Raw genomic sequence first — 20,135 nt, 5'->3', positions numbered from 1 at the left:
CGCCATCAGCCGGATCCACCCCGATGCCGGGATGCGCCCGATCGTCGGCTACATCGTGGCCCTGCTGGTCGGGCTCCTCGTCATCATCCTCGTCCCCTGGTTCTCGATCGGCTTCCTCTGAGGCCGATCGATCGGGACGGGCGTGCCGGGCGCGGTCAGATCATGCCGGCGCCGCCGGTGCGGACGATCCGGTCGCGCTGCTCGGCGTAGCGCCCAGCGGCGGCGCGGCGCACGGCGACGCCGAGGCGGCCGGCGATCTGCGCGAGGAGCGGCGCGGCGCTGTCGGAGCGGAAGCCGACGAGGTTCGCGAGGGTGGTCATGGAGCCCGATCCCGGTCATGCCCGGGCGCGTCGCCCGGCTTGCTGCAGCGCAATATGATCCTGCCGGCCTCGGCGCGTGAGGGGTTTCGCGCGTGGGCTGTCATGCAGCGACGTCATGAGGCGGGTCGGGTACCGCAACCGGTTTGTGCCCCACGCCGGGATTGGGGCCGTCGCCGCGGGTGCGGCGCAGCAAACGCGGTGCGTGCGGTGCGGCGGGTGCGATGCGCCCGAGCGGCCACCCGGTCCCCGGGCAGCGGGCCGGCGGCGGCCTCCGGGCGGGCACCGCGACGCGATCCGGCCGGCGCCCCACGCCGTGCCGGCGCGCCCCGGTCACCGCGCTCGCGACGACGGGATGGCGTCGGGCCGAAGCCTTAGCCGCGCGGCGTCGAGGCCGGGTTCTCGAGGGGTAGGTCGCCCCGCGCCTCGAGGCCCTCGCGGATCGCGCGCTTCGTCACCTTGCCGTAGCCGGATTTCGGCAGGGCCTCCCAGAAGAACACCCGCCGGGGCAGCTTGTAGCGGGCGATCGCGGCCGACAGCCACGCGATCAGCTCGCCCTCCGCCACCGGCGCCCCGGGCCGCGCGACGCAGACCGCCACACCGACCTCGCCCCAGGCCGGGTCCGGCACGCCGAGGATCGCGGCCTCCGAGATCGCCGGATGCGTCAGGAGCTTCTCCTCGATCTCGCGCGGGTACACGTTCGAGCCGCCGGAGATGTACATGTCGGAGGCGCGGCCGGTGATGAACAGGAAGCCTTCCGCGTCGCAATGGCCGAGGTCGCCGGTCCGGAACCAGCCGTCGCGGAACGCCGCCGCGTTGGCCTCCGGGTTGTCGTAGTAGCCGGCGAACACCGCCGGGCCGCAGACGCAGATCTCGCCGGTCTCGCCCGGCGGGAGCGCACGCCCCGCCGCGTCCTGGATCTGGACCTGCATGCCGGTGCGCTCGATCCCGCAGGTGCCGACCTTGACGTCGGGCCCGTCCTCGGCCGCGTGCAGGCGGGGCGGCAGCACGGTGATGTTGCCGGTCACCTCGCCGAGCCCGAAATACTGCACCAGCACCGGGCCCAGGACCCGCAGCGCGTGCTGCTGATCCGCCCGGTACATCGGGGCGCCCGCGTAGATCACGTGCCGCAGGCTGGAATGGTCGTGGGCCGCGACCGCCGGATGCTCGGTCAGCAGCTTCACGATGGTGGGCACGGTGAACAGGTTGGTGATGCGCCAGCGCTCCACGAGCGCCCAGACCTCCTCGGGGTCCAGGCGGGCGCCGCCGGTCAGCACCGTCTTCGTGCCGGCCGCGACCTGGGCCAACTGGTGGATGCCGGCGCCGTGCGAGAGCGGCGCGACGACGAGGGACGCGTCGGCCTCGGTGGTGCCCGGCATCAGGTCGCAGAGGTGGTTGGTGACCACGAAGGCCATCTGGCCGTGGGTGAGGACCGCCGCCTTCGGGCGCCCGGTCGTGCCCGAGGTGAAGAAGAACCAGCACGGATCGTCGTGCTCCACGTCGGCGGTGGGCGCGGCCTCGCTCAGGTGCTCCGCGACGAGGCCGTCGTAATCCGTCCCGAAGGCCCGGCCGCCGATCTCGACGACGAGGCCGAGGTCCGGGCAGGACGCCCGCACGGCGGCGGCGTGGTCCGGAAAGCCGGCGTCGCAGATCAGCGCGGAGGCGCCGCTGGCGCGCGCGAGGTAGGACACTTCCGCGGGCGTCTGCCGGAAGTTCGTCGGCACCCAGACGGCGCCGATCCGGAAGCAGGCGAACATCGACTCGAACAGCGGGTTGCCGTTGCGCGCCTGGACCAGCACGCGGTCGCCCTTGGCGATGCCGCGGGCGGCGAGCGCCGCCGCCGCGGCGTCGACCCGGGCGTCGAGTTCCGCCCAGGTCCAGGACCGCGCCCCCCAGGCGAGGCCCACCGCGTCCGGGAAGCGGCGCGCGGACCGGCGCAGGAAGTGGGCGAGGTTCATGACCCGCCGGGAGCACGGCGCGACGCCGCCGCGCGGCGCGACGCTGCCGCGCGGCGGCGTCGCGGTCCCCATCAGGTGAGCTTCCCGCAGGCCTTCTCCAGCAGCGACCAGCCCTCGTCGCCGTACCGGCCCTTCCACTCGGCGTAGAAGCCGGCCTTGCGCAGCTTCTCGCGGAAGGGTTCGGGGTCGGGCTTGTTGAAGACCATGCCGTTCTTCGAGAGGTCCGCCTGCAGGTTGGCGTTGAGCTGGGCGACGTCCGCGCGCTCCTTCAGCCCGGCGGCGTCGATGTGGCGGGCCACCATCGTGCGCAGGTCCGGCGGAAGGCGCTCCCAGGCGCGCCGGTTCGCCAGGAACCAGTAGCCGTCCCACATGTGGTTGGTGAGCGAGCAGTATTTCTGCACCTCGTAGAACTTGGTCGTGGAGATCACCGCCAGCGGGTTCTCCTGGCCCTCGACGATCTTGGTCTGCAGGGCCGAGTAGGTCTCGTTCAGGTTGATCGAGGCGGGGGCGGCGTCGAACGCCTTGAACATCGAGGTCCAGAGCGGCGAGACCGGGACGCGGATCCGGAAGCCCTTGAAGTCGTCGGGCGTGGCGATCGGCCGGGTCGACGAGGTGGTCTGGCGGTAGCCGTTGTCCCAGATCTTCTCCATGGCGACGAGGCCGGCCTTGGCGATCTGCTGCCGGACCCAGGCGCCGAGCTCGCCGTCCATGGCCGGCCAGACGGCCTCGTAGTTCGGGAAGGCGTAGCCGATGCCGTTGATCGACGCGTTCGGCACCAGCGTCGAGAGGATCAGCGGCGACATCGTGAAGAACTCGACGCTGCCCGAGCGGAGCTGGCTCAACGTGTCGGTGTCGGAGCCGAGCTGGCTCGTCGGGAAGATCTTGAGGTCGAACCGGCCGCCGCTCTCCGTGCGCAGGGCCTCGGCCATCTCGCGGGCGCGGATGTTCATCGGGTGCGTGTCGGGCAGGTTGTTGGCGTACTTGTAGGTGAAGTCCGCCCGTTGCGCCCGGGCCACGTGCGGCGCCGCCACGGTGCCGGCGAGGAGCGCCGTCGAGCCGGTCGCCAGGAATCGCCGGCGGGACAGGGCATAGCGGGACAGAAGCATGGCGGCCTTTCCTGAGCGGGCACGACAGGCCCGACGTTTCCTCCGGTCCGCGTCGTTCGTGCGCGGACTCGATCTGCAGGGTACGGCCTCTAGCCGCTGGCCACGCGCAGTCAACGGGGCGCCGGGGGCGGCCCTATCGGATCGGGGGACTTTCGTAACGGGCGCCGCGCCCAAGCCCCGGCCGCGCCCCCGCGACCGGCCGGGAGGGTCCGGCGCCCGGAGGCGCCGGGCCGTCCTCCCCGCCCGGCCCGGTCAGGCGGCGGCCTTCCGGGGCGCCCCCGAGAGGGCGTCGATCAGCTCGGCCTTGACGGCCTCGGCCCGGGCATTGGGAATCTGGCAGGTCCCGGCCGCCCGGTGACCGCCGCCGCCGTAGCCGAGGCAGAGGGCGCCGACATCGACCTGCGAGCCGCGATCCAGGATCGACTTGCCGATGGCGAAGACGGTGTTCTGCTGCTTCAGGCCCCACATGACGTGGGCCGAGACGTCGCAGTCGGGAAACAGGGCGTAAACCGCGAAGCGGTTTCCGGCGTAGATGACCGCCTCGTCGCGCAGGTCGATCAGGGCCAGCTTGCCGTGCACCGACGTGCAGCGGCGGAGCTGCGCCGCGAAGGGCTCCCGGTGGGCCTCGTAGAGCTCGACGCGCTCCCGGACGTCCGGAAGGGCCAGGACCTCCGCGATGCCGTGGTCGCGGCACTGCTCGATGAGCTGCATCATCAGCTCGTAGTTCGAGATCCGGAAGTCGCGGAACCGGCCGAGCCCCGTGCGCGAATCCATGAGGAAGTTCAGCAGCACCCATCCCTGCGGGTCGAGGATCTCCGCGCGGGTGAACTGCGCGGCGTCGGCCTTGTCGACCGCCGCCATGAGTTCGTCGCTGACCCGCGGGAAGGAGGCGGCGCCGAAATGCCGATAGACGACCCGGGCCGCCGAGGGCGCCGTCGGGTCGATGATGTGGTTCGGCAGGTCCCGCCCGGCATTGCGCGTCGTCTCGCTCGAATGGTGGTCGAAGGCGAGGTGGCAGCCCGCCACGTAGGGCAGGTTGGTGATGATGTCGCGGTCCGTGACGGGCACGAGGCCGTCCTGCATGTCCTTGGGATGGACGAACTTGATGTCGTCGATCAGGTCGAGTTCGCGCAGCAGCATGCCGCAGACGAGACCGTCGAAGTCGCTGCGTGTCACCAGACGGAATTTCTGCTTCGGCATCACGGGTCCCTGCTCAAACGGATGCGGGACTGTCCCAGCGCAGGCTGAAGGTCCGGTTACGGCCGCGCGATCCGTCGCGGGCGTGGTTTACAGTCGATGTCGCGGCCGGCCGGATCGGACCGCGCGGGGAGGATCCGTCGTCCTCCCCGCGCGGCGACAGCCTCTCCGCGCCAGCCGCGGTCCGGCCTCAGAGCCGTCCGGGCACCGCCTCGCGCAGGACCCGCTCGGCGGCGGCGTCCTCGATCTTGTTGATCAGCCGGCTCGCCTCGTGCTCGTCGCGCAGGGTCTTGGCCAGCGTGAAGGTCGTGCCGGTCAGGAAGATCGCCGCCATGGCGAGGTAGCCCTTGATCCAGATGTCGGCGGGCAGGAAGAAGATTCCCATCGCCAGCATGGCGGCGGCGGCGGCGAAGCTGACCAGCGTGAAGGTCTTCCAGGCGGCGGTATGGGGCATCTGCGGTACCATCTCGTGGGCTCCTCGCGTGCAGGCGGGTGTGAAGGCGGGCGATGAGGGCGGGTGAGGGCGGGGCGGTCAGGCCTGCGCCCTGAGGCGGTCGAGGACCGCCCGGGGGTCCGTGCGGCGGCGGCCGTAGCCGGCCGCGTCGAGGTCGGCCTCGACCCCGGCGGCCGCGGCGGCCTCCAGCTCCGCCAGGGCGTCGGCGACGTCCGCCTCCGCGGCCTGGCGCTCGCGCAGGCGCGCCAGCGTGCGTTCGGCCTCCGCGAATGCTCCGGCCGACAGGGTCGTGACCCGGCGGCCCTCCAGCCCGGCCCGCCGCAGCGCCTCGGTGGTGCGGGCGGTCTGGAGCCCGCGGTCGAGGTCCCGCAGCCGCTCGGTGCCCTGCGCCACGAGGCGCTTGAGCCGCTCGGTCTCGGCGGCGAAGCGGCCCGCGGCCTCCCGCCGGTCGGCCCGCTCGTCCTCCAGGGCCGCGATCAGGCTCGCCGCCTCGGTCCCGAGATCGTCGCGCCCGTCCCTGAGGGCCCGTCGGGCCCCGTCCGACAGGGTGTCGACGCGGGCGGTGATCGCGTCGAGCGCCCGGGCCTCCGCGGCATGGTAGGCGAGCGCCACGGCGAGTTCCCGGCGCGCGGTGGCGAGCGCCCCCGCGGCGTCGCGGATCTGCTGGCGCAGGATCGTCACGGCGTTCGCGTCGTGGATCGCCTGGGCGTTGTCGGCGATCGCGCCCCGCATCAGGATGGAGAGGGTTCGCATCACGGCTCACCTCGCGGAAGGGCGCTCCGGACCCGGTCCGGATTTTGTTGAACGCCGTTCATGAAACAACTAATCATGGGCTGGTCCCATCCGCAAGGCTTAAAATGAACGGCGTTCAGAAAAAAGTGCGCGGCCGGCCGCGCAAGGGGCAGACCGACCGCGCCGCGGATCGGCGGGCTCTGATCGACGCGGCGGTGACGATCCTGAACGCGGGCGGCGCGGGGGCGCTGACGGCCCGCGCTGTCGCGGAGCGGGCGGGCACCGCGGTCGGCTCGGTCTACACGCAGTTCGACAGCCTGGAGCTGCTGCGGCTGGAGGCCAGCGCGGTCACCATGCACCGCCTGCGGGATGCCCTGGCGGCGGCGCTGGCCGCCTGCCCGGCGGTCGGGACGGCGGACCGGCTCCTGTGCCTGGCCGACGCGTATCTCGCCTTCGCGGCCGCGAACCACCCGGCCTGGGCGGCGATCTTCGAGCGGCGCACGGTGGCGGCGCCCGACGCGGTGCAGGCGGACATCGCGGTCCTGTTCGGGATCCTGGAGGATGTGCTGCGCGACGGCGGCCGGCTCGCCGAGGCGGAGATCCCCGTCATGGCCCGGGCGCTGTGGTCCAGCGTCCACGGCATGGCCTATCTGGCCGATCTCGGCAGCCTCGGGCCCCTCGGCGTGGACGACGTGCGCCCGATGATCGACGCCCTGGTGCGCGCCGCGGTGCGAGGCTTCCCGGGCGGGGAGGGGTCGGGGGCGCATCAAGGGGGTCGGTGAGGCCGGCGGTCCACACGTCCCGTCCGGAGCAGGGAGCGCGGGGCGTTCCCCGAGCAGGCCCCGAGCGCGCGATGTCGGCCCGGAGCCGTGGCGCGGGGCGCGCCCGGCGCGCCGCCGCGTGAGATTTCCTGACACGACGCGTGAGACATCGGAAATTGTCCGGCTCGAACCCCGGGACTAGGGTCGGCCGGCTGCGGAAGGTATGCGCGGGGTACGGCGTGGGCGACGCGATCATCCGGACCGGCCAGTGCCATTGCGGCGCCGTGCGCTTCGCGGTCACGCTCAGCGACGGCTTCGACTCGATCCGCCGCTGCACCTGCTCCTTCTGCCGGATGCGTGGCGCCGTCGTCGGCATGGCCGAGATGGGCGGGATCACGATCCTGCAGGGCGCGGAGACGCTGACGCGCTACCGCTTCCACACCCGGTCGGCGGAGCACTTCTTCTGCGCCCGCTGCGGGATCTACACGCATCATCAGCGCCGCTCGGACCGGAACCTGTACGCCGTCAACGTGGCGTGCCTCGACGGGGTAAGCCCCTTCGACTTCCCCGAGGTGCCGGTCGTGGACGGGGTCAACCACACGAGCGACACCGGCCGGCCGGCCCGGCGCGCCGGCACGCTCCGCTTCATCCGCGCGGGACAGGACCCGCTCCGGCCGCCTTCACGGCCGCCAGGACCGCCTTGACCGCCTTGACCGTCTTGACCGCCGGATCGAGCGCCTCCGAGCCGTGCGCGAGGCCGCGCGGCCGTCAGCACCCGGTCCGAGGCCGCGCCGGCGCCCCGCGCAGGATCTCGGGGATCGCCGCGTTCTGCTCCTCCGGGACGGCCGCGACCCCGACCGCGAGGCCGCGCCTCTCCGCGCCGCCACGCGGGGCTGCCTGTCGTCTACTCTGAACCATTCCCGGCTGTCGGAGCGCAGGGTCGTCCGGGGCCCGGATCGCGGCGGCCTGGCCTCGGCCGGGACAGGCGTCCGGCCCGCTCCTCGCCCGGGAAACAGGCCGCGACCCCGCAGGCCCCGTCCGTCAGGCCCCGGGTCTCGGCCACGCGACCCTGCTCGACCTAAAATTTCAGCCTGACGAGCCCGATCCCGAGACCGCGACGATGCCGACCAGCGCGGCGGCCGTGACGGCGTGGCGCTTCGCCCCGATGCCGGTCCTCACCCGCGCCCGGCACTCGGGGATGCACGGCGCGGGACAAGGCAGGTTCTGCGTTAGCGGGGCGTGGCGGCAGGCCTTGCGCGCGCCGGCCCAAGCCTGTCCACTTCCGGTCCGACGAAAGCCCGGCCCCGCCAGGGAGACCGCCGGGCCACAGGGAGAAGCCTCATGGTGCGTACGTCGCGGACGGGTTCGTTGCGGAGGGGCGGCCTTCGGCTCCTCCGGGCCGGGCCGGCCCTCCTGCTCGCCGGTCTGGCCTTCGCCGCCCCCGTCCGGGCCGACGATGCCAAGGTCCGGATCAGCCGGCAGCCGGGCTTCGTCTACCTCCCGGCGGTGCTGGCCGAGCAGCACAAGCTGATCGAGAAGCACGCCAAGGCGGCGGGCCTCGGGGACGTCACGGTGGAGTGGCTGAACCTGACGAGCGGCGCGGCCGGCAACGACGCGCTGCTCTCGGGCAACATCGACATCGTCGACAGCGGCTCCACCAACATGCTGCTGATGAACGACCGGACGCGGGGCGACGTGAAGGGGCTCTGCGGCGTCGGCTCGACGCCGATGCTGCTGCTGACCCGCAACCCGGACGTGAAGACGCTCAGCGACTTCTCCGGCAAGGACAAGATCGCGCTGCCCTCCGTGAAGGTCTCCTCGCAGGCGGTGCTGCTCCAGATCGCCGCCAAGAAGGCCTTCGGGCCCGAGGGCGCGACCAAGCTCGACCCGCTGACCGTCCAGCTCGGCCATCCCGACGCCGTGGCGGCGCTCGCGAGTCCGCACAACGAGGTCAACAGCCACTTCTCGCTGCCGCCGTTCCAGCAGCGCGAGCTGCAGGACCCGGCGATCCACAAGGTCCTCAACTCCTACGAGATGGTGGGCGAGCCGGTGAGCAACGCGATCTTCTACGCCCGGACCGGCTGGTACAACCGCAACCCCAAGCTCGCCGCCGCCATCGTCGCCGCCATCGACGAGGCCAATGCCGAGATCGCCCGGGACCCGCTCCAGGCCGCCAAGGACTACGTGGCGGCCACCAACGAGAAGACCCCGCCCGAGACCCTGGTCGAGATCATGAAGGAGCCGGGGACCAACTTCTCCACCACGCCGTACGGCATCATGCTCCAGGCCCGGCACTTCTACGCGATGAAGACCATCAAGGCCGAGCCCAAGGACTGGAAGGACACGTTCTTCCCCCTCGTCCACGGGCTGCCGGGGAAGTAGGGCGGTCGGTCAGTGCGCCTCCACGGGTCCGGCGGCGCGCTGGGGCTTCTTGAGGATCGCCACCACGGCGAGGCTCGCCACGAGGCTCATCCCCACCAGCCAGAACCCGTCCGCGTAGGCCATCACGGTGGCCTCGCGGCGGACCTGGGCGGCGAGCTGGCCGAGCGCGATCCCCTTGGCGGCGAGCGGGTCGGCGATGCGGGCGTGCATCCCGGCGGCGAGCGCCGCGAGCCGGTCCTGGGTGCGGGTGGCGTTGACGGTGATCGCCTCGGCCAGCATCGAGAAGTGGAAGTGCTCCCGCCGGTCGATCATGGTCGACAGGAGCGCGATGCCGATCGAGCCGCCGAGGTTGCGCATCATGTTGGACAACGCCGAGGCGTCGGCGGTGTCGCGCGGGCCGAGGCCCACGGTGGAGAGCTGCGAGAGCGGGATCGTGAACAGCGGCTGGCCGATGGCCCGCAGGATCTGCGGCAGGATCAGCTGGTCGGCCCCGACATCGTGGGTCAGGCCGACATTGATCCAGCAGCTCGCGATGAAGAACAGCGTGCCGGTGACGACGAGGAGCCGCGCGTCCACGGCGCGCATGATCAGCGGCATCATCGGGAACAGCAGCAGCTGCGGCAGGCCCGACCACATCACCACGTAGCCGATCTGCTGGGCGTTGTAGCCCTGGATCTGCGCGCAGTAGACCGGGATGATGTAGATCGACCCGTACGAGACCGCGCCCAGCACGGTCATCAGCACGCAGGCGCCGCCGACCGAGCGGTTGGCCAGCACCCCCAGGTTGATGAACGGCCGCTCGGCCATCAACTCGCGGACGATGAAGCCCGTGATGCCGGCCGCGGCCAGGAGGCTGGCCTGGACGATGATGGGGGAGCCGAACCAGTCCTTGCGCTGGCCTTCCTCCAGCACGTAGGTCAGGGCCGGCAGCCCGGTCGCCATCAGGCCGATGCCGATCCAGTCGCCCTTGAGCAGCTCGCCCCAGCGCGCGGGCACCGTCTCGAAGGCGCCGAGCTGGATCGCGGCCGCGATCGGACCGAAGATCAGGTTCAGGTAGAAGATGTAGTGCCAGGACAGGTTGTCGGTGAGCCAGCCGCCGACCGTCGGGCCGATGGCGGGCGCGAAGGTGGCGGTGAGGCCGAACATGGCGATGCCGATCGCCTGCTGGCTCTTCGGCAGCCGCGTGCGCACGATGACGATGGCGGTGGGGATCAGCACGCCGCCGGTGAAGCCCTGGCCGGCCCGGAACAGGATCATCTGGGCGAGCGTGGTCGACAGCGCGCAGGCGAGCGAGAAGGCGGTGAACAGGATCGTGTTCACCGCGAGGTAGCGGCGCAGGCCGATCACCGAGGACAGCCAGCCGGTGAGCGGGATCACGATGATCTCGGCCATCAGGTAGGCGGTGGAGATCCAGCTCCCCTCCTCGGTGGAGGCGCCGAGCGCTCCCTGGATATCGGCGAGCGACGCGTTGGTGATCTGGATGTCGAGGATGGCCGTGAAGGCGCCGAGGATCGCGCCGAACACGGCGAGCCAGTCCCGGGCGCTCGCCTTCGCGTCGGGAATGGGCATGGCCACGGCCGGAACGGGGCCCGTGGCGGCGTTCAGCGGGGCGTCCACCGGGGCGTTCATCGCGGCGCTCACCGGGGCAGGGCCTCGCTGACGAGGGCCACCGGGGCGGGCTTGGGTCCGCGCCGGGCCGGATCGACCGGCTCCACCGGATCCCGGGTGTGGACCGTCGCCTCCGCGGACAGGCCGGGGCGCAGGCGGGCGACGAGCGGATCCGACGGGTCGAGGGCGACGCGCACGGGCACGCGCTGCACCACCTTGGTGAAGTTGCCGGTGGCGTTCTCGGGCGGCAGCAGGGCGAATTGCGACCCCGTGCCCGGGGAGAAGCTCTCGATCCGGCCCTCGAAGTCATGGTCGCTAAGCGCGTCCACCGTGAAGGTGACGCGCGCGCCCTCGACCATGTGCCCGGTCTGGGTCTCCTTGAAGTTCGCCACGAGGTAGATGTCGCGGCCCATGGGCACCAGGGTCAGGAGCCCGGTGCCGGGGGAGACGACCTGCCCGATCCGGAGCGCCCGGTCGCCGGCGACCCCGTCGATCGGCGCCACGATGGTGGTGTAGCTGAGGTCGAGCCTCACGCCCTCGACCTTGGCCAAAGCCCCCGCGAGGCTCGCCCGGGTGCTGGCCTCCAGCGCCTTCAGGCTGTCGATCTGCTTCTGCGCGGCGTCGAGCGACGCGGCGGCCTTGTCGCGGGCGGCGTGGCGCTGGCGCAGGTCGGCATCCGCCTGCTGCTGGCGCTGCACCGTGCCCGAGCCGGTCTGCAGCAGGTTCTGGTAGCGGGTGTATTCCTGCTGCGAGAAGGTCAGCGCGGCCTCGGCATTGGCGAGGTCGGCCTTCGACGACGCGACCTGCGCCTGCTGCTGGATGATCGCCGCGGCGACGCCCAGCACCTGCGCCCTGTCCTTGTCGACCTCGGCCTCGGCCTGCTTGAGCTGGACCCGGTAGGAGCGGTCGTCGAGGCGGGCGATCACGTCGCCGGCCTTGACGGGCTGGTTGTCGCCGACCCGCACCTCCGCGACGATGCCGGCGATGCGCGGCGCCACCGTGACCTTGTCGGACTGAAGGTAGGCGTCGTCGGTGGTCTCGAGGAAGCGCCCGGTCGTCCACCAGTGCCAGCCGTAGCTCCCGGCGCCCCCCAGCGCGAGGAGCCCGACGAGGGGCAGGACGATCCGCGCCCGGCCGCGACGCGGCTTCGCCGCGGGACCGGCCGGTGCGCCGGATGGCGCTGCGCCGCCCGCGATCGGCTCGGCGCTCTTGAAGCGGTCGCTGCGACGTGCGTCCATCGGGTCTGGCCAATATTAAAACGGTACGGTATCGTTTTAATAATACGAACGGCGAAGGCGGGCAAGGAGGATCGCGGGTGACGGCGACCGAGATCGAGGGGGCGGAGGTCGGGCCGCGGCGGGGCGGGCGGCCCACGCGCGCGGAGGCGACCCGGCGCGAGGCGCACCTGATCGCCGTGGCGACGGCCCTGTTCATGGAGCGCGGTTTCGACGCCACCTCCATCGACGCGGTGGCCGAGGCCGCCGGCATGAGCAAGCCGACGGTCTACGCCCGCTACCGCGACAAGCGGGCCCTGTTCGAGGCGGTCCTGCGCGAGCGGATCGCCGCGTGGCTGGCGCCCCTCGCCGCCGCCGCGGAGGCGCAGGCGGCCCGCGCCGGGGCCGATGTCGGGACCGACGACGTCGAGGCGGCCCTGCACGACCTGAGCCGCACCCTGCTGGCCCACGGGCAGTCGCCGGGGGCCGCGATGCTCAAGCGCAACCTCGTCGCCCAGGCGCTGCAGTTCCCGGAGCTCGCCCGCCTCGCCCACGAGGAGGGCTGGCTGCGGGGCGTGCGCGCCGTGGCGCAGCTCATCGAGGCCTTCGCCCGGCGCGGGCGGATCGCGGCGGCCGATCCCGAGATCGCGGCCGACCTGTTCCTCAGCCTCGTCCTCGGCCGGTCCTCCCAGGCGATCCTCTACGGCATCGCCACGGACCCGGAGACGCAGGAGCGGCGGCGGGCGGCGGCGGTGCGGCTGTTCCTCGACGGGGTGCGGCCGCGCTGACAGGCGACCGGACCGTCGCCGGGGGCCCGGGCCGCGTCCGGTTCGGGCGTGGGAGCGCGTCGGCCGGGCGCACGGCGCGAAGCTGCGCCGTATCCTTGGGGCGCCGAATCTTCAGGACCTGGAGAATCCGCGTCGACGCCCGAAGCCGCGATTGCGCCCCCTCCGGCCCCGGCCTATAGTGCGGCATCCCCATTCAACAGCGTGAGACGGGACATCCGGATCGGTCATCCGGAGCCCGCGGCCCGATGCCCGGCCCCCGTCCCGCCAGGCCGGAGCACGAGAAGCATGTCCCAGGGTCCGCTGATGCCCAAGGCGACCGCCGTCTGGCTGGTCGAGAACACCTCGCTGGCCTTCGAGCAGATCGCCGATTTCTGCAAGCTGCACCCGCTGGAGGTGAAGGGCATCGCCGACGGCGAGGTCGCGGCCGGCATCAAGGGGCTCGACCCGGTCTCCACCGGCCAGCTCACCCGCGACGAGATCGAGAAGGCCCAGAAGGCGCCGCACTACAAGCTGAAGCCCGCGGTCTCGAAGGTGAAGCTGCCCGAGGTGAAGCGCACCACCAAGGGGCCGCGCTACACGCCGCTGTCCCGCCGGCAGGACCGGCCGAACGCCATCCTGTGGCTGCTGCGCAATCACCCCGAACTGAAGGATTCGCAGATCATCCGGCTCGTGGGCACCACCAAGTCGACGATCCAGCAGATCCGCGAGCGCACCCACTGGAACTCGGGCTCGCTGCAGCCGATGGACCCGGTGACGCTGGGGCTCACCACCCAGATCAACCTCGACTTCGAGGTCCAGCGCGCGGCGGCCGACCGCCCGGCCGCGGTGGCGGCCGAGTCCGGCGCCTCGCTGCTGCCGGCCGAGGTCTCCACGGCCCGCGACGAGCCGGATCACGCGCACGAGGACGCCCATGGCGGCCGCGAGGAGCGGATCGACGCCGATTCGGTCTTCGCCAAGCTCAAGGGCCGGCATCAGGACGAGGACGACGAGGAGTAAGGCGACCCCGCCTTCTCTCCGAGGGCGGGGCCGGGTGGCGGAGACGTCACGTCTCGATGCCCCATCCCTGCCCCATCCCTGCCCCCCGAAGATCCGGTCACGGTCGTGATGGGTTCTCCGGCCTCCGTCATCCCGCCGTCGTTCCGGGGCCGCGGCGCCCGGGATCCAGGGCCACCGCCCGGGCCGGCCCCGCAGCCTCCGCGGCTCTGCCGTCCGGGCCCGCTCGGGGTGCCCCGGAACGGCGGGGCGCAGAGGTGGCCGCCCGAGCGGCGCCCGGCAGCGCACCGGATTGCCCGCGGCGTCCCGCGTCCTGGCGGCTCACTCCGGCAGCGGCCTGCCCGCGGTCTCCGGCATGAACCACGGCACCACGAGACCGATCCCGTAGACGCTCGACATCGTCAGCGCCGCCGCGGCCACGCCCCCGAAGGAGGTGACGATCTGCCCGGCGATGATCGGGAAGATCCAGGCGATCAGCCGCGCGCCGTTGAACACGGTGCTCGCCGCGGTCGCCCGGACCGCCGGGGTGAACAGCTCCACGAGGTAGATCGCCATCCACGAGAAGGCGAAGCCCAAGGTGAAGAACCCGTTCAGGAAGGCGAGCCCCATGAACGGCACCAGCCCGCCGGTCCAGAGGTAGCAAGCGAGCGACGTGGCGATGCAACCGACATAGGTCACGAGCAGGAAGGCGCGGCGGCCGATCGCGTCCGCCACGAAGCCCGAGACCACGTAGGCGGTGATCGCGCCGAGGTTGTAGATGATGCCCATGCGCGGGCCCCAGACATCGGCCGGCTCGCCCGCGGCCCTGGCCAGCCCCTCCGTATAGGCCGGCAGCCAGGACGAGACCGCCCACCAGCCCACCGTGGTGGCGAAGGACATCGCGGTGGCGAGCAGCACCCGCCGCCGGCTCTCCGGCTCGCGGAAGATCTCCGCCAGGGTGAAGGGGCGCTGCGCGGCCCGCGGGGCGTGGCCCGCATCCTCCGTGGTGGCGGCCCAGCGCTGTTCCTTCAGCGCCTGCATCCACTGCTCGGATTCCTCCAGCGCCCGCCGCAGGTAGAGGCAGACGAAGGCCGGCAGGGCGCCCAGCGCGAACATGATCCGCCAGGACTGGTCTCCCATCGGGTTCGTGGCCGCCAGCACCGCCCAGACGATGGCGGCGAGCACCGCGCCGCCGCCGAAGCCCGATTGCAGGAAGCCGCAGCCCTTCGGCCGCGCCCGGTTCGGCCAGGTCTCGGCCACCAGCGCGATGCCGGTGGACCATTCCGAGCCGATGGCGAGGCCGGTGATGAACCGCAGGACCGCGAGCTGCGTGAAGCTCCCCGCGAAGGCGGTCAGTCCCGTGAAGACCGCGTAGCCCAGGATCGAGAGCATCATCATGCGCTTGCGGCCGATGTAGTCGGCCGCGATCCCGCCCAGCAGCCCGCCGAGCCCCCAGCCGAGCAGCGTGATGCCGATGGCCGCGCCGACGTAGAAGGCGGGCGCCTGGGCCTGCTCGGGGGTGAGGAGGGTGTTGAGCGCCGGACGCAGAGCGTAGACGAGGGCCACCGCCTCGTAGCCGTCGAAGATCCAGCCGAGATAGCTGCCCCAGAGGATCCGCCAGTGCCGCGGGGTGAGGCCCGCGTACCACGGCGCGGACGCGTCCTCGTGCAGCACCGCCTCGCCCGAACTCATGCCATCCTCCCAGCGGCGGGGCCGGCTGGCGGCCTCCGCGGTTGTCCCTGCGGCCGGCCGCTCCCCCTGTCCGCCCGTCCGACCGGTCCCTCGGCCATCAGGCGACGGCGCGGGCCGGCTCGGCCTGGATGCGCCCCCGCAGCCCGTTGATGACCCCGCCGGCGAGCAGGATCCCGATCTGGCGCGGCGACAGGTCGTGCCGCAGACGGATCGTCGCCTTGCCGGCGCGGGACCGTCGCGGTGATCTCCCGGCCCGCCGCCAGCGCGTCGACGACGCGAGCGATCTCCACCGTGGCGCCCATCTCCAGCCGGCCGTAGTCCGACGGATCCTGGAAGGTCAGCGGCAGGACGCCGAAATTCACGAGGTTCTGCCCGTGGAGCCGGGCGAAGCTCTTGGCCAGCACCATCTCCAGGCCGAGGTAGCGCGGGGCGAGCGCGGCGTTCTCGCGGCTCGATCCCTGGCCGTAGTTCAGGCCGCCGACGATGGCGTGGCCGGCACGCTCCGTGCCGCCCTGCCTCGCCCGCTTCGGGTCGGTGTCGTCGATCGGCTCGACGGTGAATTCGCTCGTCTTCGGGATGTTCGGCCGGTAGCGCATCACCCGGGCGCCCGCCGGCATGATGTCGTCGGTGGAGATGTCGTCGCCGGTCCTGAGCAGGACCGGCACGCGGATGCCGGGCCCGAGCATGCCGAGGTCGGGCAGGGTGGTGATGTTCTCCGATCTCTCCAGCCGGACCGCGCGGGCCTCCGCCTCCGGCAGGGGCGCCACCAGCATCGTGGTGTTGCCCGGCACCATCGCGGGCGGCGCGATCCGCGGGTCGGGCATGTCGAGGGTGCGGGGGTCGGTGATGGTTCCGGAGAGCGCCGAGGCCGCCGCCGTCTCCGGGCGGCACAGGAACACGCTGTCCGCGCGGATGCCGGAGCGGCCGGGAAAGTTGCGCGGCACCGTCCGCGGGGAGTTCCGGCCCGAGGCGGGGGCTTGGCCCATGCCGATGCAGCCGTTGCATCCGGCCTGGTGGACCCAGGCGCCGGCGTGGATCAGGTCGGAGAGCTGGCCGTCTCGGATCAGGGTCTCCAGCACGACGCAGGTCGAGGGATTGATGTCGAAGGACACCCGGTCGTGGGCGGTGCCACCCTTCACGATCGCCGCCGCAACCGCGAAATCGCGAAAGCCCGGCTTGGCCGAGGAGCCGATATAGGCTTGGTGGATCTCCGTGCCGGCGACCTCCGAGACCGGCACGACGTGGCCGGGGCTCGACGGCTTGGCGATCATCGGCACGAGGACGGACCGGTCGATCGCCGCGTGGCCGTCGTCGGCGCAGCCCTCATCCGCCGCGAGGGACGTCCAGTCGCCGCCGCGTCCCACCCCCTCCAGGAACGCCTTGGTGGCGGCGTCGGAGGGGAACACGCTGGTCGTGGCGCCCATCTCGGTGCCCATGTTGGCGATGACGCGCCGGTCCATCGCGGTCAGGCCCGCCAAGCCCGGGCCGTAATACCCGATGATCCGGCCGACCCCGCCCTCGACCCCGTGGCGGCCCAGCAGCGTCAGGATCACGTCCTTGGCGCTCACCCAGTCGGGCAGGGTCCCGGTGAGCTTCACCCCCCAGACCCGGGGCATGCGCAGCGGCAGGGGCTCGCCCGCCATGGCGAGCGCCACCTCGACGCCGCCGGCCCCGAGGGCCAGCATGCCGAGCGAGCCGGCCGCGGGGGTATGGCTGTCGGAGCCGACCAGCGTCTGGCCGGGCTTGCCGAAGCTCTGCATGTGAACGGGGTGGCTGATGCCGTTGCCGGGCCGCGAGTACCAGACGCCGAAGCGGCGGCAGGCCGAGCGCAGGACCCTGTGCTCGTCGGCGTTGAGCTGGTCGTTCTGCACGAGGTTGTGGTCGATGTACTGCGCCGCGAGCGCGACCTTCACGCGCTCGACGCCCATCGCCTCCAGGTTCAGCATGACGGGGCCGCCGAGCACGTCCTGCAGGAGCGTCTGGTCGATCGTGAGGGCGATCTCGCCGCCGGGGGTGAGGTCGCCCGCGGCGAGGCGCGCCTGGACGAGCTTCTGCGTCAGGTTCAACGCCACCATGTTGCGTCCCCGTGGTTGCGCGGCGCGGTCCTGCTGGCCTCAGACTAGTGTCGGTGACGGGGCGAGGAAGCCGGCTCGGTTACAGGCCCTGAACTGTGTCGGGCCCAGCTGAAGGGTGTCAGCCCTCGGAGAGACCTGCCGGCCTCGCGCATCATCGCAGGCGCGGCGGCGCCCCCAGGCCGGCGCGGCCTCCGCGGGCGCGGCCCGACGCATGGCTCCGCTCGCGGAGACACCCGTTCCTGGGCTTCTCAGGACCCGAGGCCCAGAAAGTCGGCCACCGCCTTCGAGAATTCCGGGGTCCGCAGGTAGCCGTACGACTTATGCCGGTTCTCCGTGCCGTCCGGGCGCCGGTAGGCGTTGATCACCGGCACGTCCCGCACCCGCAGACCGGCGGCGTTCGGCGCGAAATGCACCGCCAGGTCGTCGCCCACCGTGGCGATGTCCTGGCGGTCCATCAGGTTGGTCCAGGCGGTCAGCGCGGCCGGCACCCGGAGGCCGCCATGCTCGTCGGCGAGCTTCAGCTTCAACTCGGCGAGCCCCAGCGGCGAGCCGAGGGTGACCAGGGCGCAGCGGGGCAGGGGCGTCCGGTCCGCCTCGGCGGCGCGCAGCACGTCGTACGCGATGAGGCCGCCCATCGAGTGCGCCGCGATGAGCACGTCGTCCTCGGCGGCCTCGGCCAGGGCGACGCGCAGGCGCTCCCGGGCGGAGGCCCGGAACGCCGCGTCCTCGTAGTAGCCCCAGAGATCATCGAGGCGGTATTCCAGGATCAGGTCGTCCACCGGGGTCAGCCCGGCGGCCTCCTCCAGGTACGAGACGCCGCGGTAGATCCGGTCGGTGAGCGTCGGCTCGGCTTGGCCGGGGTCCCCCGCCGGGGAGGGGAACGGGCCGAGGCCGTAATCGGGCCGATACGGCTCGCGGTTGCGGTCGCCGGAGAGCGGTTGCGGGTAGCGGAGGTCCGCCCAGTAGACGAACGTGAAGGCGAGGTCCGCCTCCGCCACCTGTAACCCGCGGTTGCGATCCAGCCCCTCGCGGATCGCGGTGCGCCACCAGCCGGCCTTCTCGTCGCGCGGCGGCTTGTTGGCGAGTCCGTGGATGCCGATGATGCGCGTCCGCCCCAGTGTCCGCTCCCCGATCGATGTGTTGGCCGGCTGAGCCAGATAGGGCCGTCCGGCGCGGGTGGTACTGCGGCCAAGTCTCCGGCCGGATCATGATCGTGTGCGGGCGACGCTCGGAGGCCCCCGAGTGCGCGATCCGGGTGCGCGATCCGGGCGCGGGATCCACCCGGAACCTCGAGCGCATCCCCGGATCCCGAGGCCCGCCCGCGCCCGAGCCCCCTGCGGCGGGCCTCGGAGAAGTCCTCGGCAAGGCCCCGCGATCCCCGACCGTCCGCCTCCGGGGCCTCCGCCGCGCTTCGGCTCCCGGCGGACGACGGGGCGGCGACGGCGCCCCGTCGAGCAGACCGGGGCGGTGAGGCGGCAAGGTGAAAGCCGTGCCGGTGAGCCGAGTGAAAAGGCTGGCGGCCACCCCGCGGGTTTCGATGGAACGGTTCGACCCGGCAAGCCGTCTCTGGACCGTGGTCGGGGGTATTCCGGCACGAGGGAGGCACTCGATGTTTCGCAAGCCCATGCTCGCCGTGATCGGTGCGCTGACACTGGCGGGCGGCGTCCTCGGGACGTCCACGGCGGCCATGGCCGACCCGCCTTGGGCCAGGGGTGAACGCGGCTTCCGTCACGGCGGCCCCCCGCCCTGGGCTCCGGCGCACGGCTATCGCCGCCACCGCGAGTTCGGCGGTTACGGGCGCCGGGACGTGCGCATCTACGAGGGGCGCCGCTACGGCGGGTACGGCGGCTACGGTCGCTACTGAACCCCGGTCGTCGAGCGGCTGCGGCGCTGACCCGGTCTTCGCGGGGCCGTCCTGTGATCCCGCGTCCCGGGCAAGCCGGCCGCCCCCGTGCCCTGCGGTCGGGCTGTCCGTCGAATACCCGACCGGGTCGGCGCCGGGCGCACCGCCTCCGGTGAGGCCTCCGGGCAGGCGCCGTCCGTTCCAGACCGGCACGCCCTTGACCCCGGCGACCTCGGCACCGTCGGATCGCCGGCCCTGGCCGACGAGCCGGCGGCCCGGCTCGACCCCTCCGTCGTGCAGCCACCGGAGACGCGATGCATTCCCGAGCATCCTCCCCGAGCATCCTCCCCGAGCCTCCTCGTTTCGGGCTTACGGCGCACATCCGAATCCGGTCACGGGCCGGCAGAGGAACGCCGTCGCATTCAACCCGTCGGGTCATGACGGCGCCAGGCGCCGGCGCCCTTCGACGTGGCGGCGGACAGTGAAGGAAAGGTATTTTTGGCATTCACCCGTCGTTAATATAAGCAGATTGCGCATTTTTGCAGCATAACTGTGGAACGGTTTTCTTTCGCTGCCCGTTTTTAAACCCGTACGACAGGAACAACCGGAGTCTTTTCATGCTGAAGCACGTTCGCGTCGCCGCTCTCGCGACCACCTTCGTCATCGGCGGTGCGGCCATGGCGCTCGCGCAGTCGTCCTCCACGGTCGGCACCGGCGGCTCCTCGGCCGGCGGCGGCACGAGTTCGTCCACGGTCGGCACCGGCGGATCCGCGGCCGGCTCGGGCAGCGGTTCGGGCTCGTCGACCGTGGGCACCGGCGGCTCGTCGGCCGGCGGCGGCACGAGCTCGTCGACCGTCGGCACCGGCGGCTCGTCGGCCGGCAAGGGCACCAGCGGCTCGTCGATGGGCGCCGGCGGCTCGTCGTCCGGGATGTCCGACAGCGCGGGCAAGTCGGGCAGCGCCCCCGGCCATGACCGGAGCGGCCCCGGCAACTCCGAGAACGCCCCGGGCCACACCAAGCGCTGAGCCCGGAGCGG

The 20,135-nt window shown here is 72.4% G+C and carries 18 protein-coding genes; 7 read left to right on the top strand and 11 right to left on the bottom strand.

Annotated features, from left to right (window positions below; all coding sequences use genetic code 11):
• Positions 1-155 precede the first annotated feature (155 nt).
• From MFF58_RS22930 to MFF58_RS22905, 6 genes are all read right to left on the bottom strand, one after another.
• Positions 156-320, bottom strand: a complete 165-nt coding sequence (locus tag MFF58_RS22930; protein ID WP_238291297.1) for a hypothetical protein — start codon at positions 318-320, stop codon at positions 156-158.
• A gap of 371 nt (positions 321-691) precedes the next feature.
• Complete coding sequence (locus MFF58_RS22925; protein WP_238291296.1) at positions 692-2,347, bottom strand: acyl-CoA synthetase; 1,656 nt, start codon at positions 2,345-2,347, stop codon at positions 692-694.
• A complete protein-coding gene (locus tag MFF58_RS22920) occupies positions 2,347-3,381 on the bottom strand; it encodes a TRAP transporter substrate-binding protein (RefSeq protein WP_238291295.1) in 1,035 nt (344 codons plus the stop codon). The genes MFF58_RS22925 and MFF58_RS22920 overlap by 1 nt, the downstream gene beginning before the upstream one ends.
• A 252-nt stretch (positions 3,382-3,633) precedes the next feature.
• Positions 3,634-4,581, bottom strand: a complete 948-nt coding sequence (locus tag MFF58_RS22915; RefSeq protein WP_238291293.1) for a DHH family phosphoesterase — start codon at positions 4,579-4,581, stop codon at positions 3,634-3,636.
• A 187-nt stretch (positions 4,582-4,768) separates the two neighbouring features.
• Complete coding sequence (locus MFF58_RS22910; RefSeq protein WP_238291292.1) at positions 4,769-5,044, bottom strand: YiaA/YiaB family inner membrane protein; 276 nt, start codon at positions 5,042-5,044, stop codon at positions 4,769-4,771.
• 66 nt (positions 5,045-5,110) lie between these two features.
• Positions 5,111-5,785: a PspA/IM30 family protein gene (locus MFF58_RS22905; RefSeq protein ID WP_238291291.1), complete on the bottom strand. Its 675-nt coding sequence runs from the start codon at positions 5,783-5,785 to the stop codon at positions 5,111-5,113.
• Positions 5,786-5,889: 104 nt separating this feature from the next.
• On the opposite strand from MFF58_RS22905, the gene MFF58_RS22900 reads away from it, so the two are divergent.
• The 3 genes from MFF58_RS22900 (at position 5,890) to MFF58_RS22890 (ending at position 8,907) form a co-directional block, all read left to right on the top strand.
• Complete coding sequence (locus MFF58_RS22900; RefSeq protein WP_238291290.1) at positions 5,890-6,546, top strand: TetR/AcrR family transcriptional regulator; 657 nt, start codon at positions 5,890-5,892, stop codon at positions 6,544-6,546.
• A 218-nt stretch (positions 6,547-6,764) separates the two neighbouring features.
• The gene (locus MFF58_RS22895) at positions 6,765-7,229 is read left to right on the top strand and encodes a GFA family protein (RefSeq protein WP_238291289.1); all 465 of its coding nucleotides are present in this window, start codon (positions 6,765-6,767) and stop codon (positions 7,227-7,229) included.
• Between the two features lie 637 nt (positions 7,230-7,866).
• Positions 7,867-8,907: an ABC transporter substrate-binding protein gene (locus tag MFF58_RS22890; RefSeq protein WP_238291288.1), complete on the top strand. Its 1,041-nt coding sequence runs from the start codon at positions 7,867-7,869 to the stop codon at positions 8,905-8,907.
• 9 nt (positions 8,908-8,916) lie between these two features.
• On the opposite strand, the gene MFF58_RS22885 is transcribed toward MFF58_RS22890, so the two are convergent.
• Together MFF58_RS22885 and MFF58_RS22880 are read right to left on the bottom strand one after the other, a co-directional pair.
• Positions 8,917-10,476 (bottom strand): DHA2 family efflux MFS transporter permease subunit, encoded by a 1,560-nt coding sequence (locus MFF58_RS22885; RefSeq protein WP_238291300.1) that lies wholly within the window; start codon positions 10,474-10,476, stop codon positions 8,917-8,919.
• A 68-nt stretch (positions 10,477-10,544) separates the two neighbouring features.
• Positions 10,545-11,753: an HlyD family secretion protein gene (locus MFF58_RS22880; protein WP_238291287.1), complete on the bottom strand. Its 1,209-nt coding sequence runs from the start codon at positions 11,751-11,753 to the stop codon at positions 10,545-10,547.
• Between the two features lie 77 nt (positions 11,754-11,830).
• Here MFF58_RS22880 and MFF58_RS22875 point away from each other — a divergent pair, with 77 nt between their 5' ends.
• Positions 11,831-12,517, top strand: coding sequence for a TetR/AcrR family transcriptional regulator (locus tag MFF58_RS22875; RefSeq protein WP_238291286.1), 687 nt, complete (start codon positions 11,831-11,833; stop codon positions 12,515-12,517).
• Between the two features lie 285 nt (positions 12,518-12,802).
• Positions 12,803-13,513 carry a DUF1013 domain-containing protein gene (locus MFF58_RS22870; RefSeq protein ID WP_238291285.1) on the top strand — a complete coding sequence of 237 codons (711 nt, stop codon included), beginning with the start codon at positions 12,803-12,805 and terminating at the stop codon, positions 13,511-13,513.
• A gap of 318 nt (positions 13,514-13,831) precedes the next feature.
• Here the strand turns inward: MFF58_RS22870 and MFF58_RS22865 are convergent, their stop codons facing one another.
• From MFF58_RS22865 to MFF58_RS22855, 3 genes are all read right to left on the bottom strand, one after another.
• A complete protein-coding gene (locus MFF58_RS22865) occupies positions 13,832-15,181 on the bottom strand; it encodes an MFS transporter (protein ID WP_238291284.1) in 1,350 nt (449 codons plus the stop codon).
• On the bottom strand, positions 15,178-17,256 hold the full coding sequence (locus MFF58_RS22860) for an aconitate hydratase (RefSeq protein ID WP_238291283.1): 2,079 nt from the start codon (positions 17,254-17,256) through the stop codon (positions 15,178-15,180). Before MFF58_RS22860 ends, MFF58_RS22865 begins: the two co-directional genes overlap by 4 nt.
• Before the next feature lie 248 nt (positions 17,257-17,504).
• Complete coding sequence (locus MFF58_RS22855; RefSeq protein WP_435404743.1) at positions 17,505-18,254, bottom strand: lipase family protein; 750 nt, start codon at positions 18,252-18,254, stop codon at positions 17,505-17,507.
• 611 nt (positions 18,255-18,865) lie between these two features.
• Here MFF58_RS22855 and MFF58_RS22850 point away from each other — a divergent pair.
• Positions 18,866-19,120, top strand: a complete 255-nt coding sequence (locus tag MFF58_RS22850; protein ID WP_238291282.1) for a hypothetical protein — start codon at positions 18,866-18,868, stop codon at positions 19,118-19,120.
• 596 nt (positions 19,121-19,716) lie between these two features.
• Positions 19,717-20,124 carry a hypothetical protein gene (locus MFF58_RS22845; protein WP_238291281.1) on the top strand — a complete coding sequence of 136 codons (408 nt, stop codon included), beginning with the start codon at positions 19,717-19,719 and terminating at the stop codon, positions 20,122-20,124.
• The last annotated feature ends 11 nt before the right edge of the window (positions 20,125-20,135 follow it).

The organism is Methylobacterium longum, from assembly GCF_022179385.1.
Taxonomy (GTDB): Bacteria; Pseudomonadota; Alphaproteobacteria; order Rhizobiales; family Beijerinckiaceae; genus Methylobacterium; species Methylobacterium longum.
This window is presented reverse-complemented; position numbering and strand designations above follow the sequence as displayed.